This window comes from Cupriavidus sp. 207A1 (genome assembly GCF_057798955.1).
The window spans coordinates 188558-211343 of the sequence record NZ_JBYOJO010000003.1; the positions used below are offsets into that span (position 1 = coordinate 188558).

Annotated in this window: 19 protein-coding genes and 1 tRNA gene; 13 read left to right on the top strand and 7 right to left on the bottom strand. The window is 68.2% G+C overall.

Features of this window, described 5'->3' with window-relative positions; translation table 11 throughout:
- Positions 1-124 precede the first annotated feature (124 nt).
- The 3 genes from AC3FMM_RS06510 to AC3FMM_RS06520 all read left to right on the top strand — a co-directional run bounded on the left by AC3FMM_RS06510 (position 125) and on the right by AC3FMM_RS06520 (position 3397).
- Positions 125-1276, top strand: coding sequence for an ATP phosphoribosyltransferase regulatory subunit (locus AC3FMM_RS06510; protein WP_116309329.1), 1152 nt, complete (start codon positions 125-127; stop codon positions 1274-1276).
- Between the two features lie 85 nt (positions 1277-1361).
- Complete coding sequence (locus AC3FMM_RS06515) at positions 1362-2702, top strand: adenylosuccinate synthase (protein WP_488686309.1); 1341 nt, start codon at positions 1362-1364, stop codon at positions 2700-2702.
- Positions 2703-2827: 125 nt separating this feature from the next.
- Positions 2828-3397, top strand: coding sequence for a phosphoribosyltransferase (locus AC3FMM_RS06520; RefSeq protein ID WP_115709988.1), 570 nt, complete (start codon positions 2828-2830; stop codon positions 3395-3397).
- 12 nt (positions 3398-3409) lie between these two features.
- On the opposite strand, the gene AC3FMM_RS06525 is transcribed toward AC3FMM_RS06520, so the two are convergent.
- From AC3FMM_RS06525 to AC3FMM_RS06535, 3 genes are all read right to left on the bottom strand, one after another.
- Positions 3410-4021, bottom strand: coding sequence for an NAD(P)-dependent oxidoreductase (locus AC3FMM_RS06525; protein ID WP_326346959.1), 612 nt, complete (start codon positions 4019-4021; stop codon positions 3410-3412).
- Between the two features lie 64 nt (positions 4022-4085).
- Complete coding sequence (locus tag AC3FMM_RS06530) at positions 4086-4520, bottom strand: Rrf2 family transcriptional regulator (protein WP_326346958.1); 435 nt, start codon at positions 4518-4520, stop codon at positions 4086-4088.
- A 344-nt stretch (positions 4521-4864) separates the two neighbouring features.
- A tRNA-Leu gene (locus tag AC3FMM_RS06535) sits at positions 4865-4951 on the bottom strand.
- A gap of 70 nt (positions 4952-5021) precedes the next feature.
- Between AC3FMM_RS06535 and rnr the strand changes: the two genes are divergently transcribed.
- The 3 genes from rnr to AC3FMM_RS06550 all read left to right on the top strand — a co-directional run bounded on the left by rnr (position 5022) and on the right by AC3FMM_RS06550 (position 9210).
- Positions 5022-7616 (top strand): ribonuclease R, encoded by a 2595-nt coding sequence (rnr, locus tag AC3FMM_RS06540; protein WP_326346957.1) that lies wholly within the window; start codon positions 5022-5024, stop codon positions 7614-7616.
- A 78-nt stretch (positions 7617-7694) separates the two neighbouring features.
- Positions 7695-8438 (top strand): 23S rRNA (guanosine(2251)-2'-O)-methyltransferase RlmB, encoded by a 744-nt coding sequence (rlmB, locus tag AC3FMM_RS06545; protein ID WP_012353149.1) that lies wholly within the window; start codon positions 7695-7697, stop codon positions 8436-8438.
- Between the two features lie 4 nt (positions 8439-8442).
- The gene (locus AC3FMM_RS06550) at positions 8443-9210 is read left to right on the top strand and encodes an SIR2 family NAD-dependent protein deacylase (protein ID WP_488686310.1); all 768 of its coding nucleotides are present in this window, start codon (positions 8443-8445) and stop codon (positions 9208-9210) included.
- A gap of 33 nt (positions 9211-9243) precedes the next feature.
- On the opposite strand, the gene tal is transcribed toward AC3FMM_RS06550, so the two are convergent.
- Positions 9244-10203, bottom strand: a complete 960-nt coding sequence (tal, locus tag AC3FMM_RS06555) for a transaldolase (protein WP_116312735.1) — start codon at positions 10201-10203, stop codon at positions 9244-9246.
- A 171-nt stretch (positions 10204-10374) separates the two neighbouring features.
- Here tal and rpiA point away from each other — a divergent pair, with 171 nt between their 5' ends.
- Positions 10375-11061: a ribose-5-phosphate isomerase RpiA gene (gene rpiA, locus AC3FMM_RS06560; RefSeq protein ID WP_488686311.1), complete on the top strand. Its 687-nt coding sequence runs from the start codon at positions 10375-10377 to the stop codon at positions 11059-11061.
- Between the two features lie 82 nt (positions 11062-11143).
- Here rpiA and AC3FMM_RS06565 read toward each other — a convergent pair whose 3' ends face one another.
- Positions 11144-11416, bottom strand: coding sequence for an oxidative damage protection protein (locus AC3FMM_RS06565; protein WP_018007757.1), 273 nt, complete (start codon positions 11414-11416; stop codon positions 11144-11146).
- Positions 11417-11514: 98 nt separating this feature from the next.
- The gene (gene argA / locus AC3FMM_RS06570) at positions 11515-12987 is read right to left on the bottom strand and encodes an amino-acid N-acetyltransferase (RefSeq protein WP_488686312.1); all 1473 of its coding nucleotides are present in this window, start codon (positions 12985-12987) and stop codon (positions 11515-11517) included.
- Between the two features lie 23 nt (positions 12988-13010).
- Between argA and hrpA the strand changes: the two genes are divergently transcribed.
- The 6 genes from hrpA to AC3FMM_RS06600 all read left to right on the top strand — a co-directional run bounded on the left by hrpA (position 13011) and on the right by AC3FMM_RS06600 (position 21934).
- A complete protein-coding gene (gene hrpA, locus AC3FMM_RS06575) occupies positions 13011-17060 on the top strand; it encodes an ATP-dependent RNA helicase HrpA (RefSeq protein ID WP_488686313.1) in 4050 nt (1349 codons plus the stop codon).
- A gap of 142 nt (positions 17061-17202) precedes the next feature.
- Positions 17203-18189, top strand: coding sequence for a YVTN family beta-propeller repeat protein (locus tag AC3FMM_RS06580; protein WP_115709970.1), 987 nt, complete (start codon positions 17203-17205; stop codon positions 18187-18189).
- A gap of 24 nt (positions 18190-18213) precedes the next feature.
- On the top strand, positions 18214-19062 hold the full coding sequence (locus tag AC3FMM_RS06585) for a polysaccharide deacetylase family protein (RefSeq protein ID WP_488686314.1): 849 nt from the start codon (positions 18214-18216) through the stop codon (positions 19060-19062).
- Positions 19062-20036, top strand: a complete 975-nt coding sequence (locus AC3FMM_RS06590; RefSeq protein WP_115709967.1) for a sterol desaturase family protein — start codon at positions 19062-19064, stop codon at positions 20034-20036. Before AC3FMM_RS06585 ends, AC3FMM_RS06590 begins: the two co-directional genes overlap by 1 nt.
- A 173-nt stretch (positions 20037-20209) precedes the next feature.
- Positions 20210-21097 carry an EI24 domain-containing protein gene (locus tag AC3FMM_RS06595; protein WP_115680510.1) on the top strand — a complete coding sequence of 296 codons (888 nt, stop codon included), beginning with the start codon at positions 20210-20212 and terminating at the stop codon, positions 21095-21097.
- A 12-nt stretch (positions 21098-21109) separates the two neighbouring features.
- Positions 21110-21934, top strand: a complete 825-nt coding sequence (locus tag AC3FMM_RS06600; RefSeq protein WP_115680509.1) for a competence/damage-inducible protein A — start codon at positions 21110-21112, stop codon at positions 21932-21934.
- Between the two features lie 66 nt (positions 21935-22000).
- On the opposite strand, the gene AC3FMM_RS06605 is transcribed toward AC3FMM_RS06600, so the two are convergent.
- On the bottom strand, positions 22001-22465 hold the full coding sequence (locus AC3FMM_RS06605) for a rhodanese-like domain-containing protein (RefSeq protein WP_115709965.1): 465 nt from the start codon (positions 22463-22465) through the stop codon (positions 22001-22003).
- Positions 22466-22786: the final 321 nt, after the last annotated feature.

The window sequence follows — 22786 nt, forward strand, 5'->3', positions numbered from 1 at the left end:
AGCCGTCGCTGCGGAGTGATGGCGCGGGCGCGCGGTGCCCGCACCCAGGTTTTTTGCCGGGCCAGGCCCGGTCCCTGCAGGCGCTGCGCCGGCAGGCAACTGAATGACTGAGAAGAGATTCACCATGTCCAACCATTGGCTGCTGCCAGAAAACATTGCCGACGTGCTGCCGTCGGAAGCGCGCAAGATCGAAGAGCTGCGCCGCCGCATGCTGGACCTGTTCCGCACCTACGGCTACGAGCTGGTGATGCCGCCGATGCTGGAATACCTCGAGTCGCTGCTGACCGGCACCGGCCATGACCTCGACCTGCGCACGCTCAAGCTGGTCGACCAGCTGTCGGGCCGCACCATGGGGCTGCGCGCCGATATCACGCCGCAGGTGGCGCGCATCGATGCCCACTTGCTGAACCGTCCCGGCGTGACCCGGCTGTGCTACGCCGGCAACGTGCTGCACGCGCGCCCGGCGGGGTTCCACGCCACCCGTGAGCCGATCCAGATCGGCGCCGAGATCTATGGCCATGCCGGCCTGGAAGCCGACGTCGAGATCCAGGAGCTGATGCTGGCCGCGCTGACCGCGGCAGGCCTGTCGGATATTCGTATCGACCTGTGCCATGCCGGCATCCTGGAGGCGCTGCTGGCTGGCCTGCCGTCGATCCGGAAGATCGAGGACGCGTTGTTTGCCGCGCTGGAAACCAAGGACGTGCCGGCCCTGCGCGAACTGACCGCGGGCATGCCGCAGACCGAGCGCGACGCGCTGCTGGCGCTGCCGACGCTGTACGGCGGCGTCGAGGTGATCGAGCGCGCCCGCGCGACGCTGCCGGCAAGCCCGGCCATCGGCCGTGCGCTCGATGAACTGGCGGCGCTGGCGGTGCAGGTGCGCGGCGCCAGCGTCAATATCGACCTGTCGGACCTGCGCGGCTACCACTACCACAGCGGCGTGATGTTCGCGGCCTACGTGGCGGGCCTGCCCAACTACGTGGCTCGGGGCGGCCGCTACGACAAGGTGGGCGAGGCCTTCGGCCGCGCGCGTCCGGCCACGGGTTTCTCGCTGGACCTGCGTGAAGTGGCGGCGCTGTCACCCGTCGAGGTGCGTGCGCTGGCGATTTTCGCCCCCTGGGATGCGGACCCGGCACTTCGTGCCGCGATCGCCGCGCTGCGCGCCGCGGGCGAGATCGTGATCCAGTCGCTGCCCGGCCACACGCATGAGCTCGATGAATTCAATTGCGACCGGCAGTTGGTGCGCAAGGATGCCGGCTGGGCCGTGGTGCCGCGCTGACGCATCGACGCCGCGGCGGTCCAAAAACCCGGAATCGCCCGGCAACAAGAGTAGAATACGTTTTTAACCTATTGACCAAAGCAATATGTCCGCATCCGCAGTAGGCCAGGGACGCAATGTCGTCGTGATCGGCACCCAGTGGGGTGACGAAGGCAAAGGAAAAATCGTCGATTGGCTTACCGACCATGCAAAGGGCGTGGTGCGGTTCCAGGGTGGCCACAACGCTGGCCACACGCTGATCATCGGCGGCAAGAAGACCATTCTCCGGCTGATCCCCTCGGGCATCATGCGCGCCGGCACGGTCTGCTACATCGGCAACGGTGTGGTGCTGTCGCCCGAAGCTTTGTTCCGTGAAATCGAAGAACTCGAAAGTGCCGGGCTGCAGGTGCAGAGCCGCCTGCGCATTTCCGAGGCGGCCACGCTGATCCTGCCGTACCACGTCGCCATCGACAAGGCGCGCGAAGCGCGCCGCGGCGCGGCCAAGATCGGCACCACCGGCCGCGGCATCGGTCCGGCCTATGAAGACAAGGTGGCACGCCGCGCGCTGCGCGTGCAGGACCTGTTCGACCCGCAGCAGTTCGCCGAACGCCTGCGCGAAAACCTGGACTTCCACAACTTCATGCTGACCCAGTACCTGGGCGCCGAAGCCGTCGACTTCCAGCAGACCCTCGATGAGGCGCTGTCCTACGCGCCGCGCCTGGCACCGATGGTCGCCGATGTCTCGGCCGAGCTGTACGCGGTCAACGCCGCCGGCGGCAACCTGATGTTCGAAGGCGCGCAGGGCACGCTGCTCGACGTCGACCACGGCACCTATCCGTTCGTCACCTCGAGCAACTGCGTGGCCGGTGCCGCCGCGGCCGGCGCGGGCGTGGGCCCGGGCCGCCTGAACTACATCCTCGGCATCACCAAGGCCTATTGCACCCGCGTCGGTGCCGGCCCGTTCCCGAGCGAGCTGTACGACAACGACAATCCGTCGCGCCAGGACCCGGTGGGCGTGCGCCTGGCCAACGTCGGCAAGGAGTTCGGCTCGGTCACCGGCCGTCCGCGCCGCACCGGCTGGCTGGATGCGGCCGCCCTCAAGCGCTCGGTGCAGATCAACGGCGTGTCGGGCCTGTGCATGACCAAGCTGGACGTGCTCGACGGCCTCGAAAGCATCAAGCTGTGCGTCGGTTATACGCTCGACGGCAGCACCGTCGACATCCTGCCGCGCGGCTCGGATGCCGTGGCGCGCTGCGAGCCGGTCTACGAAGAATTCCCGGGCTGGAACGAGTCCACCTTCGGCGTGAAGACGTGGGACGCACTGCCCGAGCAGGCCCGTGTCTACCTGAAGCGCGTGGAAGAAGTGGTCGGCATTCCGATCGACATGATCTCGACCGGCCCCGATCGCGACGAGACCATCCTGCTGCGCCATCCGTACAAGGCCTGAGCGCCTGCGCACTACCCGCAGGGCCGCGCGCCACGAGCGCCGCGGCCCGCCAGAAAATAAATCGGCCCGCGCAAGCGGGCCGAGCCATATCGGTCAACCGACCGCACGATATCACGAGCAAAACGATGAACCTGCCTACCAACGATGACGAGAACCTGTGGGTCTCCTGGGACGAATACCATCGCCTGATCGCACGCCTGTCGCTGAACGTGCATGAGTCGGGCTGGAAGTTCGACAAGATCCTGTGCCTCGCACGCGGCGGGCTGCGCGTGGGCGACCAGATGTCGCGCATCTTCGACGTGCCGCTGGCCATCCTGGCCACCAGCAGCTACCGCGAGGCCGCCGGCACGCAGCAGGGCGATCTCGACATCGCGCAGTACATCACCATGACCCGTGGCGAGTTGAGCGGCAAGATCCTGCTGGTCGACGACCTGGTGGACTCGGGCATCACGCTCGAGCGCGTGGGCCGCCACCTCAAGGAACGCTATCCGGCGGTGACCGAAGTGCGCTCGGCGGTGCTGTGGTACAAGGCGTGCTCCAAGGTGGAGCCGGACTATCACGTCACCTTCCTCGAGTCGAATCCCTGGATCCACCAGCCGTTCGAAGAGTACGACACGCTGCGCCCGCACAACCTCGCGGCTTGGCTCAAGCGCGGCAGGCGCGCCAGCCTGCTGGACGACGGCGGGCGCGACTGAGCGCGGTCCGGCTCAGTAGCCCACCGTGAAGCGCTGGCGCGAATGCGCCGGCGTCTCGATTTCATCGAGCATCGCGATGGCATAGTCTTCCATCGAGATCCAGCTCTTGCCTGCTGCGTCGCTCAGCAGGTCTTCCTTGCCGATGCGGAAATGGCCGGTGCGCTCGCCCGGCTCGAACAGCGCGGACGGCGACAGGAAGGTCCAGTCGATCTGCTGCTCGCCGCGCAGCGCGTTCAGGAAGTCGCGGCCGGCCAGCGCCTCGGCCTTGTAGGCGTCGGGAAAGTTGGGGGTGTCGACCAGCTGCACGCCCGGCGCGACATGGAGGCTGCCGGCACCGCCCACCACCAGCAGCCGCGGCACGCCCGCCTGGCGCACCGCCGTGGTTACCTGCTGCGCGTTCAGCTGGGCGAAGCGCGCGGTGCTGATGACGGCATCATGGCCGGCGAGGGCGGCGCTCAGTGCCGCGCTGTCGGTCGCATCCACATCCTTGCTGGTCACCCCTGCGCGCGCGGGCAAACGGCTGGCCTGGCGCGCGATGGCGGTCACCTGGTGGCCGCGGCGCACGGCTTCGTCGGTCAGGCGCGTGCCAACGCGGCCGCTGGCTCCAATGATGGCGATCTTCATGGTCACTCCTTGGTTGAGTCAGTTGTATATGAAACTGATGTGGTTACACATCGGGGTAAAAAAATCAGCGCTTGCGGCGCTGGCTGCCGCGCTCGACATCGGCCAGCATGCTGGCGATGGTGATGCCGGCCAGGGTCTCGTCCATGGCCGCCTGCGCGCGGTCGGCAACCTTGCGCAGCGCGCCCGTGATTTCGCGCCCGACCATGCAGGCCGGATTGGGCGCACTCTGGTGTAGCGTGATCAGCGCGGTGGTTTCGACCACGCGGAACACCTCCAGCAGCGTGATCGACGCGGCCGGCCGCGCCAGCGCGGCGCCGCCGGTGCTGCCCATGGTGGTGGCCACCAGTCCCGCCTCCGCCAGCTGGCCGACCAGGCGCCGGATCAGCGCCGGGTTGGTGCCGACGCTGCCGGCAATCAGCGACGACGGCACCGGCTCGGCGGAACTGGCCAGCAGGGTGAGGATATGAACGGCGACGGCAAACCGGCTGCTTGTGCTCATGATGTCGGGTGCGATGTGAAACCATGATAGTTACACATTGGAGGCAACGTCAAGTATCGGGAGAAGGCGGTTGCGGTGAAATGGTTTTGCACTGGCCGCCGGAATGCCGGAATCGCCACTGAAGCTGTTACACTCCCCGACATTGCCGTAACCTTGTGGTGCGGCTGCCGCGCGGGGTACGGTGCGCGGTTTCACGGACGGGAAAAAACCCGTACGCTCGCAGGTATGACATCGCGGCGGTGCCGCCAAGCAAGGAGTGCAAGTTGCCGGATCTGATGCGCGAAACAGGCGTAGAAAACAAAAAACCCGCAGGGCTCGAAAGCGCTGCGGGTTTTCCGGTAATTTGGTGCCCAGGAGAGGACTCGAACCTCCACAGTGTTGCCACCGCTAGGACCTGAACCTAGTGCGTCTACCAATTCCGCCACCTGGGCAGGTGTCGAAACAACCGAAGCGCTCATTATAGAGAGCGCGAGAATTTTGTCAAATAGTTTCCAGAAAAAATTGAATCAGAATAACTATCCGATCCCCAGCCGGGAAGAAATCCTGGGCGTGCTGAGAACGTCGGGATCCCCCCAGTCGGCAGGCGATATCGCCAAGGCGCTGGCGGTCACGCGCAAGGAGCATGACGGCTTCCAGAAGCGCCTGGCCGCGATGGAGCGCGACGGCCAGATCGAGCTCAACCGCAAGGGCCGCTACGAGCTGGCCCACCAGCCCAACTTCGTCACCGGCCGGGTGCAGGGCCACCGCGACGGCTTCGGCTTCCTGATCCGCGACGACGGCGAGGACGATATCTTCCTGCCCGAGCGCGAGCTGCAGAAGGCCATGCACAACGACCGCGCGCAAGTGCGCGTGGTGGGCTATGACCGGCGCGGTCGTCCTGAAGGGCAGATCGTCGAGATCATCGAGCGCGCCAACCGCTTTGTCATCGGCCGCCTGCTCAGCGAGGGCGGCGTGCTGGTGGTCGCGCCCGAAGACAAGCGCATCAGCCAGGACATCCTGATCCCGCCCAAGGCGCAGGGCAAGGCGCGCGTGGGGCAGGTGGTCAGCGTCGAGCTGACCGAATTCCCTGACCGCTACGTGCAGCCGGTTGGCCGCGTGGTGGAAGTGCTGGGCGAAATCGACGACCCCGGCATGGAGATCGAGATCGCCGTGCGCAAGTACGGCGTGCCGCACCAGTTCTCTCCGGCCGCTGCCCAGGAAGCCGCCGGGCTGCCCGACGAGGTGCGCCAGGCCGACCTGGACCACCGCATCGACCTGCGCGACATCCCGCTGGTCACCATCGACGGCGAAGACGCGCGCGACTTCGACGACGCGGTCTATTGCGAGCCGGTCAAGATCGGCCGCGCCAAGGGCTGGCGCCTGATCGTGGCGATCGCCGACGTGTCGCACTACGTGCGTCCGGGCACGCCGCTCGATGCCGATGCGCTCGACCGCGCCACCTCGGTGTATTTCCCGCGGCGCGTGATCCCGATGCTGCCGGAGAAGCTGTCCAACGGACTGTGCTCGCTCAATCCGCACGTGGACCGGCTGTGCATGGTGTGCGATGCCGTAATCACCGCCAAGGGCGAGCTCAAGGGCTACCAGTTCTATCCGGCGGTGATGCACTCGACGGCGCGGCTGACCTACAACGAGGTCTGGGCGGTGTTGTCCAACACCAAGGGCCCCGAGGCGCACAAGCGCAGCGAGCTGGTGCCGCACCTGCAGAACCTGTACGAACTGTTCCAGGTCCTGCTCAAGGCGCGGCGCGCGCGCGGCGCGATCGACTTCGACACCACCGAAACCTATATCGTCTGCAATGCGCAGGGCAAGATCGAGCAGATCCTGCCGCGCACGCGCAACGATGCGCACCGGCTGATCGAGGAATGCATGCTGACCGCCAACGTGTGCGCGGCCGATTTCCTCGAACGCTTCAAGCACCCGGCGCTGTACCGCATCCACGCCGGCCCCAGCGACGAGAAGCTGAAGAACCTGCGCGACTTCCTGCGCACCGCCGGCCTGTCGCTGGGCGGCGGCGACAAGCCGCAGGCGTCGGACTATGCCGAGGTGATGGACAAGATCAAGTCCCGCCCGGACGCGCCGATGCTGCAGACCATGCTGCTGCGCTCGATGCAGCAGGCGGTGTACAGCCCCGACAATATCGGCCACTTCGGCCTGGCGTACGAGGCCTACGCGCACTTCACCAGCCCGATCCGCCGCTATCCCGACCTGCTGGTGCACCGCGCGATCAAGGCGGTGCTGGCGCACACCAAGTACCAGCCCGCATTTGCCCACGGCACCGAGCTGAACACCGCGATCTCGCCGAAGGCGCGCAGGCTGCAGGCGAAGGACGCGGAGCAAAAGGCCGAGCTGACCGCTGCGCGCGCCCGCCGCAACGAGGCCATCTGGGACGAGCTGGGCCTGCACTGCTCCGCCAACGAGCGCCGCGCCGACGAGGCCTCGCGCGATGTCGAGGCCTGGCTCAAGTGCTACTTCATGCGCGACAAGCTGGGCAGCGACTATGCCGGCACCATCAGCGCCGTGACCTCGTTCGGCATCTTCGTGCAGCTCGACGAGCTGTACGTGGAGGGCCTGGTCCACGTGACCGAGCTGGGCAGCGACTACTTCCAGTACGACGAGGCCCGCAACGAGCTGCGCGGCGAGCGCACCGGCATCCGCTACCGGCTTACTGACCGCGTGCGCGTGCAGGTGTCGCGCGTCGACCTGGATGCGCGCAAGATCGATTTCCGCCTGGTGCAGGAGCCGTCGGCGAAGACTCTGCGCGCGCGGGTTACGGGCGCCGAGACCCAGCCGCGCGTGCCGGCCGCGCATGCGGTGCCGGCGCGCAAGAAGGGCCGCCAGCTGGCCGCGCTGCTGGGCGGTTCCTCCAAACCGGAAGAGTCGTTCGACGAAACCCTGGACCGGGTGATCGAAGAGCAACCGGTGTTCGAGGCGGTGATCACGCCGCTCAAGCCGCATCTGAAGACCGGCAAGCCGGGCAAGCGCGCCGCCAAGCCCAAGCCCGCGCACCTGGAAAAGCCGCGCAAGCCGGCCTCCAAGGCGCACCCGGCCAAGCCGGCAGGCAAGACCGCCGCCAAGCGCACGCCGCGCAAGCGCTAGCGGATCGGCGCTGGATTGCCGTCGGGTTGCCGCCCCCGCCCACGCGGGGACGGCGGCCGGGCGGGTACAATCGCGCCCATGGCTAAACAAAAACTCCTGATCGGCTTTCACGCCGTGACCGCGCGCCTGCGGCAAGACCCCAAGGGCGTGTCCGATATCTACATTGAATCCGCCCGCCGCGACCGGCGCATGCAGGACTTCGTGCGCCTGGCCGAAAGCCTGGGCGTGCGCCTGCATCCGGTCGATGCCGAGCGCCTGCGCGGCATGGCAGGCACCGACCGCCACCAGGGCGTGGTGGCGCGTGCCGAGGACGTGGCACTGGCGCTGAACCTGGACGAGTTGCTCGACGGCATCGAAGGCACGCCGCTGCTGCTGGTGCTGGACGGCGTCACCGACCCGCACAACCTGGGCGCCTGCCTGCGCGTGGCCGACGGTGCCGGCGCGCACGCCGTGATCGCGCCCAAGGACCGCAGCGTCGGCCTGAACGCCACCGTGGCCAAGGTCGCCAGCGGCGCGGCCGAAACCGTGCCCTACATCACCGTGACCAACCTGGCCCGCACCCTGCGCGAACTGCAGGAGCGCGGCATCTGGGTGATCGGCACCGCCGACGGCACCGAGAAGTCGCTGTACGACATCGATTTCAAGGGACCGACCGCGATCGTAATGGGCGCCGAGGGGGAGGGCATGCGCCGCCTGACGCGCGAAACCTGCGACGAGCTGGTCGGCATCCCGATGGCGGGCGGCGTGGAAAGCCTGAACGTGTCGGTGGCCAGCGGCGTGTGCCTGTACGAGGCCGTGCGCCAGCGGCGCCTGCCACGCTGAGACCATGGCCGACGAGTCGCGTCTGCCGGCACTCCCGGGGCTCGAGGAAGCGCGTCGGCTGATCGACCGTGCCAGCAATATCTTCGTGCTGACCGGCGCCGGTATTTCCGCCGAATCCGGCGTGCCGACCTTCCGCGACGCCATGACCGGGCTGTGGGAACAGTTCGATCCGGAAGAGCTGGCCAGCGAGGCGGCCTACCGCCGCCAGCCGGCGCTGGTGTGGCAGTGGTACCAGCATCGGCGCGAACTGGTGGCGGCGGTGCATCCTAATCCGGCGCACCATGCGCTGGTGGCGCTGGCCGCGCAGAAGCCGGTCACGCTGGTGACACAGAACGTTGATGGCCTGCACCAGCGCGCGGGCAGCGCCGGCGTGATCGAACTGCACGGCAACCTGTTCGCCAACAAGTGGCTGGATGGCTGCGGCCGCTGCAGCGAGGCGGCCGCGCTGCCCGGCATGCCGCCGCGCTGCAACCTGTGCGGCGCGCTGATGCGCCCGGGCGTGGTGTGGTTCGGCGAAGACCTGCCGCGCGTGGCGCGCTACCGCGCCGAGCATGCGGCGCAGACCTGCGACCTGTGCCTGGTGGTCGGCACCTCGGGGCTGGTGTACCCGGCGGCGGGGCTGCCGGGCGTGGCGCGCGAGCATGGCGCGCCGGTGATCGTGGTCAATCCGCAGCCGTCGGCGCTGGACCAGACCGCCGACATCGTGCTGTCGGCCGCGGCTGGCGCCTGCCTGCCCCGGCTGTGGTCGCAGCCGGCGCCATCGGCCGGCTGAAGCGCGGGGCCGCGCGCCGGCGCGCGGCGGTGCTTATTGCTGCGCCAGCCCGGCGATCAGCTTCTCCAGCTTGACCGCATCCGCGGCAAACAGGCGGATGCCCTCGGCCAGTTTCTCCGTCGCCATGGCGTCTTCGTTGAGCTGCCAGCGGAACGACGGCTCGTCCGCGGTGATGCGGGCGATGTTGGCCGCCTGGGCCTGGTCCACCGACAGCTTGTGCACCACCGGACCGTCGCCGCCGGCGAGCTGCTCGAGCAGTTCGGGGCTGATGGTCAGCAGGTCGCAGCCGGCCAGCGACAGGATCTGCGCGGTGCTGCGGAAGCTCGCTCCCATCACCTCGGTGGGATAGCCGAACTTCTTGTAGTAGTCGTAGATCTGGCGCACCGAGCGCACGCCCGGATCGTTGTCGCCGCCGTTGGCCGCTGCGTCCCATTGCTCGCCCGCCTGCTTCTTGTACCAGTCGAAGATGCGGCCGACGAACGGCGAGATCAGCTGGGCGCCGGCCTCCGCGCAGGCGACTGCCTGCACCAGCGAGAACAGCAGCGTCATGTTGCAGCGGATGCCGTCGCGCTGCAGGATCTCGGCGGCGCGGATGCCTTCCCAGGTGGAGGCGATCTTGATCAGCACGCGCTCGCGCGCGATGCCGCGCTGCTCGTACAGCTGGATCAGGTGGCGCGCCTTGTTCACCGTGGCGGTGGTGTCGAACGACAGGCGCGCATCGACCTCGGTCGAGACGCGGCCTGGGACGAGCGCCAGGATCTCGCAGCCGAATGCGATCAGCACTTCGTCCATCACCGCGTCGACGCCGCCGTTGCCGTGGTGGTCCTGCACCGCGCGCTCCAGCAGGTGGCGGTATTCGGGTTTCTGTACCGCCTTCAGGATCAGCGACGGATTGGTGGTCGCGTCCTGCGGGGTGTACTGCTTCATCAGCTGGAAGTCGCCGGTATCGGCCACCACCGTGGTGAACTGCCTGAGTTGTTCGAGCTGGTTCATGGTCGCTAGGTCGTCTGCTTGGGCGTCTGCAAAAAGCGTTCGCGGGCTGTAAGGGGGCGCATGCGGCACCGGTGCGGTCCATTGTACCTGCGCGGTTGCCGCCACCCGCGCGGCGCGCCACCGCAATCCGCTACACTACGCCTTTTCCCCCAACGCAATCTGGCTGTTGTCATGACTCAGGATGAACTCAAGGCGCTGGTCGCGCAAGCCGCCGCCGACTACGTGAAGCAGGAAGTGCCCGAAGGGGCCGTGCTCGGCGTGGGCACCGGCTCCACCGCCAACCTATTCATCGACGCCGTGGCGGCGTTCAAGGAGCGCTTCGCGGGTGCGGTGTCGAGCTCCGAGGCTTCCACGCGGCGCCTGCAGCAGCAAGGCTTCAAGGTGCTGGACCTGAACGAGGTCGACGAGATCCCGGTGTATGTCGACGGCGCCGACGAGATCGATGCCAGCGGCGCCATGATCAAGGGTGGCGGTGGCGCGCTGACGCGCGAGAAGATCGTCGCCTCGGTGGCCAAACGCTTTGTCTGCATCGCCGACGGCAGCAAGCTGGTCCAGACCATGGGCACCTTCCCGCTGCCGGTCGAGGTGGTGCCGATGGCACGTGCCGCGGTGGCGCGCAAGCTGCAGGCCCTGGGCGGCCAGCCGCGCCTGCGCATGACCAAGGAAGGCGGGATCTACAAGACCGACAACGGCAATGTGATCCTCGACGTGGCAGGCCTGAAGATCGACGATCCGCGCGGCCTGGAGCAGACCGTCAACCAGGTGCCGGGCGTGGTCACGGTGGGGCTATTCGCGCTGCGCGGCGCCGACGTGCTGCTGCTCGGCACCGGCGACGGCGTGCAGCGCACGGACTACTGAACGCACGGCCCGGCGCCGGCGTCAGTCACCAAGCAAAATGGGGTGCCCGAGGCACCCCATTTTTCATGATCGCAAGACCGGCTCAGGACTGCGGCGGCACGTAACCCTGGGCCTGGTCGGCGCCTTCGCCGAAGAAGTACTTCTCGGTCTGCTTGAGCAGGTACTGGCGCGCACGCGCATCGGCCATGTTCAGGCGGTTTTCGTTGATCAGCATGGTCTGGTGCTTGAGCCAGCCGGCCCAGGCTTCCTTGGACACGTTCTGCCAGATCTTCTTGCCCAGTTCGCCGGGCAGCGGCGGGAAGTCGAGACCTTCGGCTTCCTTGTTCAGCTTGATGCAATGGACCGTGCGGGCCATGGGGACTCCTTGGTATGTTCGTGAGAGCTTCAGCGCTGGCGCTATTGTAGCCAAGCAGGGAGGCCGGCCGCGGCGCGGCGGCGATTGCCCCTACGCCGTCACAGCTTTTTCATCAGCACCATCGACTTGCGCTGCCAGTTGTAGAGCTTGCGCTTGTCCTCGGGCAGGTCGTCGACCGTGGCGTGGACGAAGCCGCGCTTGAGGAACCAGTGCTCGGTGCGGGTGGTGAGCACGAACAGCCGCTCCAGCCCCAGCGCGCGGGCGCGGCGCTCGATGCGCTTGAGCAGGCGCTCGCCGTCGCCGGTGCCCTGGGCTTCCTGCGATACCGTCAGGCACGCCATCTCGCCCATGTTCTCGCGCGGATAGTCGTACAGCGCGGCACAGCCGAACAGCACGCCGTCGTGCTCGATCACCGAGAAGTTGGCGATATCGCGCTCGATCAGGTGGCGCCCGCGCGGCACCAGCGTGCCGTCCTGCTCCAGCGGCGCGATCAGCTGCACGATGCCGCCGACGTCGTCCAGCGTGGCCTCGCGCAGGCTTTCCAGGTCGGTGTCGGACAGCATGGTGCCGACGCCGTCGTGCAGGAACAGCTCCAGCAGCACCGCGCCGTCGAGCGAGTAGGGGATCAGGTGGGCGCGCGGCACGCCGCCCTTGAGCGCCTTGACCAGGTGCTGCAGGTAATTGGCCACGTCTGGCGGCAGGTGGTTGTTCTGCAGCCGTTCCACCGCGGTGCGCAGCGACATTTCCTGCATCATCTTGCCGACCGGGTCGGGCACGCCCGGCACTTCGGTAATGAAGATCAGCTTGTCGGCCTTGAGCGCGGTGGCGGTGGCGCTGGCCACGTCTTCCATCGACAGGTTGAAGGCCTGGCCGGTGGGCGAGAAGCCCAGCGGCGACAGCAGCACCACCTTGCCGTGCGACAGCGACATGCGCACGGATTCGGCGTCGATCTTGCGCACCAGCCCGGTGTGCTGGTAGTCGGTACCGTTGACGATGCCGACCGGGCGCGCGGTGACGAAGTTGCCGGAGATCACCGACAGCTGGGCGCCGGCCATCGGCGTGTTGGGCAGGCCCTGGCTGAACGCGGCCTCGATATCCAGGCGCAGTTCGCCGGCGGCTTCCTTGGCGCATTCGAGCGCGGCGTTGTCGGTGACGCGCACGCCGTCGACGAATTGCGACTCGACATGGCGCAGCGCCAGCTGCTCTTCCACCTGCGGCCGCGAGCCGTGCACCAGCACGATCTGCATGCCCATGGCATGCAGCAGCGCGACGTCGTTGACCAGCGCATTGAGCACGCCCGACTTGACCAGTTCGCCGGCGAAGGCGATCACGAAGGTCTTGCCGCGGAAGGCATGGATATACGGCGCCACCATGCGCAGCCAGTCGACGAACTGCTGGTGGTCAGGGCCGCTGCGATCCGGATCGGCCGTGACCGGCACGGGGGAGGTCGGGGCGGGGGCGGGGAGCTCTGCCGCGGCAGGAGGCTCCGCCTGCGCCGGCGCGGCCGGGTCGGTCGGAGCAGCGGGAGCGGAGGCAGGCGCCGTCTGCGGCGCGTCGGTTCTGGCGTTCATGCCGCGGATTATAATCCCGGCCAATGTCAGAACAACGCCCCGTCAAGCCCAAACCACCGGTGTCGCCGCGCCAGCGCGCCGGTGCCGGCCAGCCCGCCTCCCCCGCCCAGTCCCGCCCGGCGCCCGGCCCGGCCAGGCCGCAGCAGGCCGGCCCGGCAAGGCCGGCCGGTGCGCGGCCCGCCACTGAGGGCGGCCCGCGCCCACCTCGTGGCGCGCGGCCGCCGCGGCCCCCGCGCCAGGCCAATCCGCTGCCGCCGATCACCTTCCCCGAAGCCCTGCCGGTATCGGCGCGCCGCGACGAGATCGCCGCGGCGCTGCTGGCCAACCAGGTGGTGATCGTTTCCGGCGAGACCGGGTCCGGCAAGACCACGCAGCTGCCCAAGATCTGCCTGTCGATCGGGCGCGGTCCCGGCCGCGAGGGCGGGGGGCTGATCGGCCACACCCAGCCGCGCCGCATCGCGGCCACCTCGACCGCCAAGCGGATTGCGCAGGAGTTGGGCACGCCGCTGGGCGAGCATGTGGGCTACCAGGTGCGCTTCAACGACACCATGTCGTCGGGCGCGTCGGTCAAGCTGATGACCGACGGCATCCTGCTCGCCGAAACCCAGAACGACCCGCTGCTGCGAGCCTACGACACGCTGATCATCGACGAGGCGCACGAGCGCAGCCTCAATATCGACTTCCTGATCGGCTACCTGCGCCAGATCCTGCCGAAGCGGCCTGACCTGAAGGTGATCATCACCTCGGCCACCATCGACGCGCAGCGCTTTGCCAAGCATTTCGCCACCGGGGACAAGCCGGCGCCGGTGATCGAGGTCAGCGGCCGGCTGTACCCGGTGGAGGTGCGCTACCGCCCGATCGCCGACGACGCGCCCGCCGCCGGGGCGCCGCGCAGCCCGCAGGCGCGCGAGCGCGACCTGTACGACGGCATCGTCGATGCCGTCGACGAGCTGTGCCGCGCCGGCCCCGGCGACGTGCTGGTGTTCCTGCCCGGCGAGCGCGAGATCCGCGAGGCCGCCGAGGCGCTGCGCAAGCACCACCCGCCGCATACCGAGATCCTGCCGCTGTTCGCGCGGCTGTCGGTGCAGGAGCAGGAGCGGGTGTTCAAGCCGTCGAATGCGCGCCGCATCGTGCTGGCGACCAACGTCGCCGAAACCTCGCTGACGGTGCCGGGCATTCGCTACGTGGTCGATACCGGGCTGGCGCGCGTCAAGCGCTATTCGTACCGCAACAAGGTCGAGCAGCTGCAGGTCGAGGCGATTTCGCAGGCCGCCGCCAACCAGCGCGCCGGCCGCTGCGGCCGGGTGGCCAATGGGGTGTGCATCCGGCTGTACGAGGAAGCGGATTTCACCGGACGGCCGCGCTTTACCGATCCCGAAATCCTGCGCTCGTCGCTGGCCGCGGTGATCCTGCGCATGAAGGCGCTGCGCCTGACCGATATCGAGGCGTTCCCGTTCATCGAGCCGCCGCTGGGCCGCGCGGTGGCCGACGGCTACCAGCTGCTGCAGGAACTGGGCGCGGTCGACGATGCCAACCAGCTGACCGGCATCGGCCGCCAGCTGGCCAAGCTGCCGCTCGACCCGCGCGTGGCGCGCATGATCCTGGCCGCGCGCGAGCACCAGTGCCTGCGCGAGGTGCTGATCATCGCCAGCGCGCTGTCGGTGCAGGACCCGCGCGAGCGCCCGCAGGAAGCACAGGAGGCCGCCGACCAGGCCCACCGCAAGTTCATGGACGAGAAGTCCGAGTTCCTCGGCTGGGTCAGGCTGTGGAAGTGGTTCGAGGACGCGGTTGCGCACAAGAAGTCCAACCGCCAGCTGCAGGACCAGTGCCGCGCGCACTTCCTGTCGCACCTGCGGCTGCGCGAATGGCGCGACGTGCATTCCCAGCTGCTGACCACGGTGACCGAGCAGGGCTGGCGCCTGAACGACAGCGAGCCGACCTACGAGCAGGTGCACCAGGCCCTGCTGACCGGCCTGCTGGGCAACGTCGGCTGCCGCATCGAGGATGGTGACGGCAAGGGCCGCGAATACCTCGGCGCGCGCGGCATCAAGTTCCACCTGTGGCCGGGCTCGCTGATCGCGCGCAAGGTCGGGCGCTGGGTGGTCGCGGCCGAGCTGGTAGAGACCAGCCGGCTGTTCGCGCGCACGCTGGCGCGCATCGAGCCGGAATGGCTGGAACAGGTGGGCCGCCACCTGCTCAAGGTCAGCTGGAGCGATCCGCACTGGGAGAAGAAGGCCGGCCAGGTGCTGGCGCTGGAGCGCGCCACGCTGTACGGGCTGGTGGTCTACCAGCACCGCCGCGTGCACTACGGCCCGATGAACCCGCGCGAGGCGCGCGAGCTGTTTATCCGCCGCGCGCTGGTCGAGGGCGAGTTCGACACGCGCCTGCCGTTCTACGCGCACAACCAGCGCCTGGTGCGCGAGATCGAGAACCTGGAGCACAAGTCGCGGCGCCAGGACGTGCTGGTCGACGATGAGCTGATCTACGCCTTCTACGACCGCGCGATCCCGGCCGACATCTGCCAGCAGGCCGCGTTCGAGCAGTGGTATCAGGCCGAGAGCGCGCAAGACCGCAAGCTGCTGTACCTGAACCGCGACGAACTGATGCGGCACGAGGCCGCCGGCATCACCACCGACCTGTTTCCCAAGACCATGGCCGTGGCCGGCGTGGACATGGGCCTGACCTACCACTTCGAGCCAGGCAGCCACCGCGACGGCGTGACCCTGACCGTGCCGCTGTACGCGCTCAACCAGGTGCGCCCCGAGCGTGCCGACTGGCTGGTGCCGGGCATGATCAAGGAGAAGGTGCACCTGCTGCTGAAGTCGCTGCCGCAGAAGCTGCGCCGCCACTGCGTGCCGCTGCCGGACTATGCCGCGGGCTTTGTCGCGCGCCAGCCGTTTGGCGAAGGCGAGCTGCTGGACGTGCTGATCGCCGATATCCGCGAGCAGACCGGCACCATGGTCCGGCGCGCGGACTTCAAGCTGGAAACGCTGCCCGCGCACCACGCCATGAATTTCAAGGTGATCGACGAGCACGGGCGCCAGCTCGACATGGGCCGCAACCTGGCCCAGCTGCGCGCCGAACTGGGCGGGCAGGCGCAGCAGTCGTTTCAGCGCGTAGCCGCGCAGGCCGCGGCCCAGGCCGCCGCCACCCAGCCCCCGGGGCAGGCACCGGAGCAGGCGCCAGTGCTGGCCGCGGCGGAACCCGGCAAGTACGAGGGCCTGACCGGCTGGAGCTTCGGCGAGCTGCCGGAGCTGCTCGAGATCCGCAAGGGCAGCCAGACCCTGTTCGGCTATCCGGCGCTGGTCGACCGCGGCACGCATTGCGACATCGAGGTCTTCGACGATCCGCAGGAAGCGGCCCGCACCCACCACCTGGGGCTGCGCCGGCTGTTCGCGCTGCAGTTGCGCGAGCAGGTCAAGTTCATCGAGAAGAACATCCCGGGGCTGCAGCAGATGGCGATGCAGTACATGACGCTGGGCACGCAGGAGATGCTGCGCGAGCAGATCGTGATGCTGGCGCTGGAGCGCGCCTGCATGCAGGCGCCGCTGCCGCGCAACGACGCCGAGTTCAATGCCCGCAAGGACGAAGGCCGTACCCGGCTGTCGCTGCTGGCGCAGGAAATCGCGCGGCTGGCGGGCGCCATCCTTGCCGAATACGCCGGGCTGCCGCGCAAGCTGCTGCAGGCCAAGCCGTTCCCCGGCGCCCATGCGGACATGGAAGCCCAGCTGGGCCGGCTGATGAGCAAGCGCTTTATCGACGAAACCCCGTATACGCAGCTGGTCCATTTCCCGCGCTACCTGAAGGGCATCGCCATGCGCGTCGACAAGCTCAAGGGCGATCCGGCCCGCGACAGCCAGCGCCTGCAGGAGATGGCGCCGCTGGTGCAGCAGTGGCAGCGGGCCGAGAAGCAGCTGCGCACCCAGGGCCGCGGCGGCGAGGATGCGCGGCTGGAGGAATTCCGCTGGATGCTGGAAGAGCTGCGCATCGCGCTGTTCGCCCAGGAACTGCGCACGCCGGTACCGATCTCGGTCAAGCGGCTGCAGAAGGTGTGGGAATCGATGCAGCGCTGAGGTCCGCGCGCCGGCATGGCGGTAAATGGTCGTGCCGGCGCAACAATCTGCCAAATACTTGTCTGCCGCCAGCCGCGACGTCAGCGGAATTAGCCGGCCAAACGTTAGAATCGCCGATTCAGTTCTTCTGGTAGCGGGTCTTATGTTCGCATTGCGGCGGTGGGTGGCTGGTGGGATCACGGTGGGCGCGGTCGCGCTGGGCCTGATGGCGGTGCCGGCTCGGGCGGAAGTGGTGGTGATCCTCAACTCGGGTGATGCCACCGTCACGCTGATCGACAAGGACACGCAGAAGGTGCTCGAGACCTTCCCGATCGGCAAGGAGCCTCACCACCTGATCGCCACGCCCGACGACAAATCGCTGATCGTCGCCAATGCGGTCGGCAACGACCTGGTCTTCCTGGATCCGGTCAGCGGCAAGGTCCAGCAGCGCGTGCCCAATGTCGACGACCCGTACCAGATCGGCTTCTCGCCGGACCAGAAGTGGTTTGTCGCCACCGGCAACCGGCTCGACCGCGTCGACGTGTACCGCTGGGATGGCAAGGCGCTGAAGCTGGCCAAGCAGTATCCGCTGGCCAAGACGCCCAGCCATATCGCCTTTACCGCCGACAGCCGCATCGCCTTCATCACGCTGCAGGATTCCAACGAAGTAGCTGCCATCGACCTGGTCACGCAGAACGTAATGTGGCGCATGGAAACCGGTTCGGCGCCGGCGGGGATCTGGGTCACGCCGGACCAGAAATACCTGCTGGTGGGGATGACCGGGGCCGACTACGTCGCCGTGATCGACTGGCGCACCCGCACCGTGGTCAAGCAGATCCAGACCGGCAAGGGCGCGCACAATTTCCGCGCCGTCGGCGACCGGCGCCACCTGTTCCTCAGCAACCGCGTCACCGGCAGCATCAGCATCATCGACCAGCAGACGCTGAGCAAGGTCGGCGACATCACCGGCCTGCCACCGGGGCCCGACGACATGGAGCTGACCGCCGACGGCAAGACCCTGTGGGTGACCTTCCGCTGGGCGCGCTCGGTCGGGCTGGTCGACGTGGCCAGCCGCAAGCTGGTCAAGACCGTGCGGGTCGGGCGCTCGCCGCACGGGATCTATTTCCGCACGCGCGCGCCGCTGTACTGACGCAAAGCGGGCAGGGCAGGGACCATGGCACGGATCAGGGCATTGCGCTCCGCGACGATCAACAAGTGGCTGGCCGCTGTGGTGCTGGCGTGCGGCATGCCGCTGGCGCAGCAAGCCGCTGCCGCGCCGGCCACCAGGGCCTGCCCGGCCGGCACGCTCTACCTGACCTTCGACACCGGCAGCATGAGCCAGGCGCAGCTGATCGCCGACACGCTGCGGCGCCACCAGATCCGCGCCACCTTCTTCCTGGCCAACGAGCCGACGGTGCGCAAGGACGGTTCGCTCGAACCGTCATGGGCCCCTTACTGGAAGTCGCTGGTGGCCGACGGCCACGCCTTCGGCACGCACACCTTCGATCATGTCTATCTGCGCAGCGTGCGCGCCGGCCAGGTGACCATGCGGCCGCAGTTCGGCGCGCGGGCGGGCCAGGACGTGGCCATGGACCAGGCCGGCTTCTGCAAGGAATTGCGGCGCAGCGCCGAGGCGCTGCGCGCCATGACCGGAGCGGACATGGTGCCGCTGTGGCGCGCCCCGGGCGGCCGCACCGCGCCGCAGACGCTGCAATGGGCCGAACAATGCGGCTTCCGCCATGTCGGCTGGGCGCCGGCCGGCTTTCTGGGCGATGAGCTGTCTTCGGAGCGCTATCCCAACGCCGTGCTGCTGCAGCGCGCGCTGTCCAGCCTGCGCGACGGCGATATCGCCATGGCGCACCTCGGCATCTGGTCGCGGCAGGACCCGTGGGCGCCGGCGGTGCTCGAGCCGCTGCTGACCGGCCTGGAGCGCAAGGGCTTCTGCTTCGCGACGCTGCGCGAACACCCGGCCTATCGCGACTGGATCGCGCGGCCCATTGGAACCCAGGAGGGCGCACGCTGATGTGGGAGACGCTGAACGGCTGGATCGGCCAGATCGAAGGCACGCTGTTCCAGGATCTGGTGCTGCCCGTGGTCTATGACCTCGGCTTCGGCCGCTATGCCGAGGAAGCCTTCACCGGCACCGAATGGCTGCTGGTGGGGCTGGTGCAGATCGCGGTGATGGCACTGATCCTCGGTCCGCTGGAGAAATGGCGCCCGGTCGAGGCCGTGGCCGACCGGGCCGCGATCCGCACCGACATCCTCTACACCGTGATCCACCGCCTCGGCCTGTTCCGGCTGGCGATGTTCTTCCTGCTGGCGCCGCTGACCGACGCGCTCGAAGGCCACCTGCGGCTGATGGGCTGGCACCGCATCAATGTGGAAGACTGGTGGCCGGGCGTGACCTCGGTGCCGCTGGTCAGCTTCTTTGTCTACCTGCTGCTGTTCGACCTGCTCGATTACTGGTATCACCGGCTGTCGCACTCGTTCCGCTGGTGGTGGCACCTGCATGCGGTGCACCACAGCCAGCGCCAGATGACGCTGTGGAGCGACAACCGCAACCATCTGCTCGACGACATGCTGCGCGACCTGGTGTTTGCGCTGGTGGCGCTGGGAGTGGGCGTGGAGCCGTCGCAGTATGTGCTGCTGGTGGCGCTGTCGCAGCTGCTGCAGAGCCTGCAGCATGCCAACCTGCGGCTGCACTTCGGCACCCTCGGCGAGCGGCTGCTGATTTCGCCGCGCTTCCACCGCACCCACCACGCGGTCGGCATCGGCCATGAAGCCGACGGTGCGCCGGCAAAGCTGGGCGGCTGCAACTACGGCGTGATCTTTCCCTGGTGGGACATGCTGTTCGGCACCGCGGTCTTCACCGAGACCTACCATCCCACCGGCATCCGCGATCAGCTGCCGCCGCCGGTGGGCAAGGGCCACGACTACGGCACGGGCTTCCTGGCCCACCAGTGGTACGGCATCAAGCGGCTGCTGCGGCTGCGCTGACGGGTGCGTTGACCGCTGGGCTGACGGTGCATGCGAGGCCATCCTCCAGCGGCTTCGGCCGCCGCCGCACCATGGCGGCAAGCGGCGTATGCTAGTGTTCCGGGTTGCCGCCGGCCCGTCGCCCTGCTGACCTGGCCGGCCCCCCGCGACTTTCCTGTCTTGCCTTCGACTGCATGAACGATATCTTCCGCTCGTTTGGCCGCGCGCTGGTCAGCCAGCTGCATCCGCGCATGCTGATGCTGACCGTGCTGCCTTTCGTCCTGGCCACGCTGCTGTGGGGCGGCCTGCTCTGGTGGGGCTGGGACCCCATCATGGGCGCCACGCGCAGCTTCCTGGAAACCTCGATCCTGACCAGCTGGATCTACAGCGCGCTCGACTGGTTCGGGCTGCAATCGATGCGCTCCATCGTGGCGCCGCTGTTCGTCGCGGCGCTGGCGATCCCACTGGTGATCGCCTCGATGCTGATGTTCATCGGCGTGTTCTCGGTGCCGGCGGTGGTGCGCCACCTCGAGCGCAGCTACCCGGAGCTGGCCAAGGCCCACGGCGGCAGCGTGCTGGGCAGCGTGTTCCACTCGCTCGGCAGCACCCTGGTGTTCCTGTCGCTGGTGCTGGTGACGCTGCCGCTGTGGCTGATCCCGCCGTTCTTTGCGCTGATTCCGCCGGTGCTGTGGGGCTGGCTGACCTACCGCGTGATGACGTATGACGCGCTCGCCGACCACGCCAGCGCCGAAGAGCGCAAGACGCTGGTGCGGCGCCATCGCACGCCGCTGCTGGTGATCGGCGTGGCGGTGGGGCTGCTGGGCTCGGCGCCGACGATACTGTGGGTGTCTTCGGCGGCGGTGATCTTCCTGTTCCCGTTCGTGCTGGCCGGCACGCTCTGGCTCTATGTGCTGATCTTTATTTTCTCGGCGTTGTGGTTCGGCCATTTCTGCCTGCGCGCGCTGGCGCAGCTGCGCGCCGAACGCGCGGCCGTGCCGGCCCGGCCGCCTGCCGCCCCGCCGTCGGGCGGGGACGTCATTGACCTGGCGCCGCACGACGTGCGCCGCATCGAAAACTCCTGAAGCGAGGGCAATATGGGTTTCGGCCTGATCGTGATTGGCGACGAGATTCTGTCCGGGCGGCGCGAAGACAAGCACCTGCGCCGCACCATCGAACTGCTGGGCGCGCGCGGCCTGGCGCTGGACTGGGCCGAGTATGTCGGCGACGACCGCGCCCGTATCACCGCCACGCTGCGGCGCACGCTGGCCGGCCCCGACGTGGTGTTCTGCACCGGCGGCATCGGCGCCACGCCCGACGACCACACGCGCCAGTGCGCGGCTGCGGCGCTGGGCGTGTCGCTGGTGCTGCATCCCGAGGCGCGCGAACTGATCGCGCTGCGCATTGCCGAAACCGCCGGGGGCGACCCGGTCAAGGGCGACCTGACGCTGCCGGAGAACCAGCACCGCTTCAAGATGGGCGAGTTCCCAGAGGGCGCGCGCATCATTCCCAACAGCTATAACCGCATCCCCGGCTTCTCGGTCGGCCACCATCATTTCATGCCGGGCTTCCCGGTAATGGCGTGGCCGATGATGGAGTGGGTGCTGGACCACGACTATGCGCACCTGTTCCACCAGGTCTCGCAGCAGGAGCGGGCCTTCTACGTGTTCGAGGCGCCGGAGTCGACGCTGACCCCGCTGATGGAGAAGGTCGAGTCGGCGCATCCGGGCATCCGCGTGTTCAGCCTGCCGTCGGTCGGCGACGTGCAGCGCGGCGACCGCTTCGCGCGCCGCCATATCGACCTGGGCGTCAAGGGCCCGGCCGAGCTGCTGGCCCCGGCCTATGCGATGCTGCTCGAAGGCGTGCAGGCGATGGGGTACGAGACCGTGGAGCAGCCGCCGCGTCAGGCAACGCAGGCCTAGACGTTCCGGCCGGACAAGAAAAAGGGGCAGCTTTGGCTGCCCCTTTGCATTCCGGTCCGGACGCAATCAGGCGCCATGCCACGGCAGGCCGCGCACGCACCAGCCCTCGACGGTCTTGCGGTGGTGGTGGTCGTCGCGGTTGCCTTCGAAACCTTCCAGCACGTCCATGGCGAAGTGGTAGCCGGCTTCGGTGGCCACCCGCGCCGCGTGCTTGGAGCGCGCCGCGCTGCGGCACAGGAACAGCACCGGCACGTCGGACGGCACGCGCGCGCGCAGTTCCTCGACAAAGCGCGCGTTCTGCGCGCCGCCCGGGTAGGACATCCATTCGACATGGGCGAACTGCGCGTCGGGCACGTCGACGCCGCCGACCCAGTCCAGCTCGGCCTGCGTGCGCACGTCCACCAGCACGGCGGCAGGGTCGTTCTGCAGCAGGGCATAGGCTTCCTGCGGCGACAGCGCGCCGAAGTACGGCAACTGGTTTTGTTCCTGGCGCTGGCGGGCGGCCTGGAGGAGATCGTCTCGGGTGGTCATCGGCGTGACAAATTGAATGGGTGGAATCGTGGCGCAAGGGCCGCAACCCGTTATTCTATAGCGCCGCGGCGGCGAGGCGGTGGCGGTGCTGGCCGGGAGAGCCCGGAAAGCGCCGCCCGAGGGCGAGAGCCGACCGATTTTGGTGCGTACGCACTATTACGGTGCTGGCGCTTGATGTTTGCACCATGATGGTGTTCCATGACGCTGGCAACCGTGGTTGCGCGTGTCGCGGCAGCGCCACATCAGCCCCCGCCTGGCTGGAAGGCGTTTTCGCCGCCGGCCAGCATGGTGCGCGATTCGCCGGAGTTGCACAATTTTCGG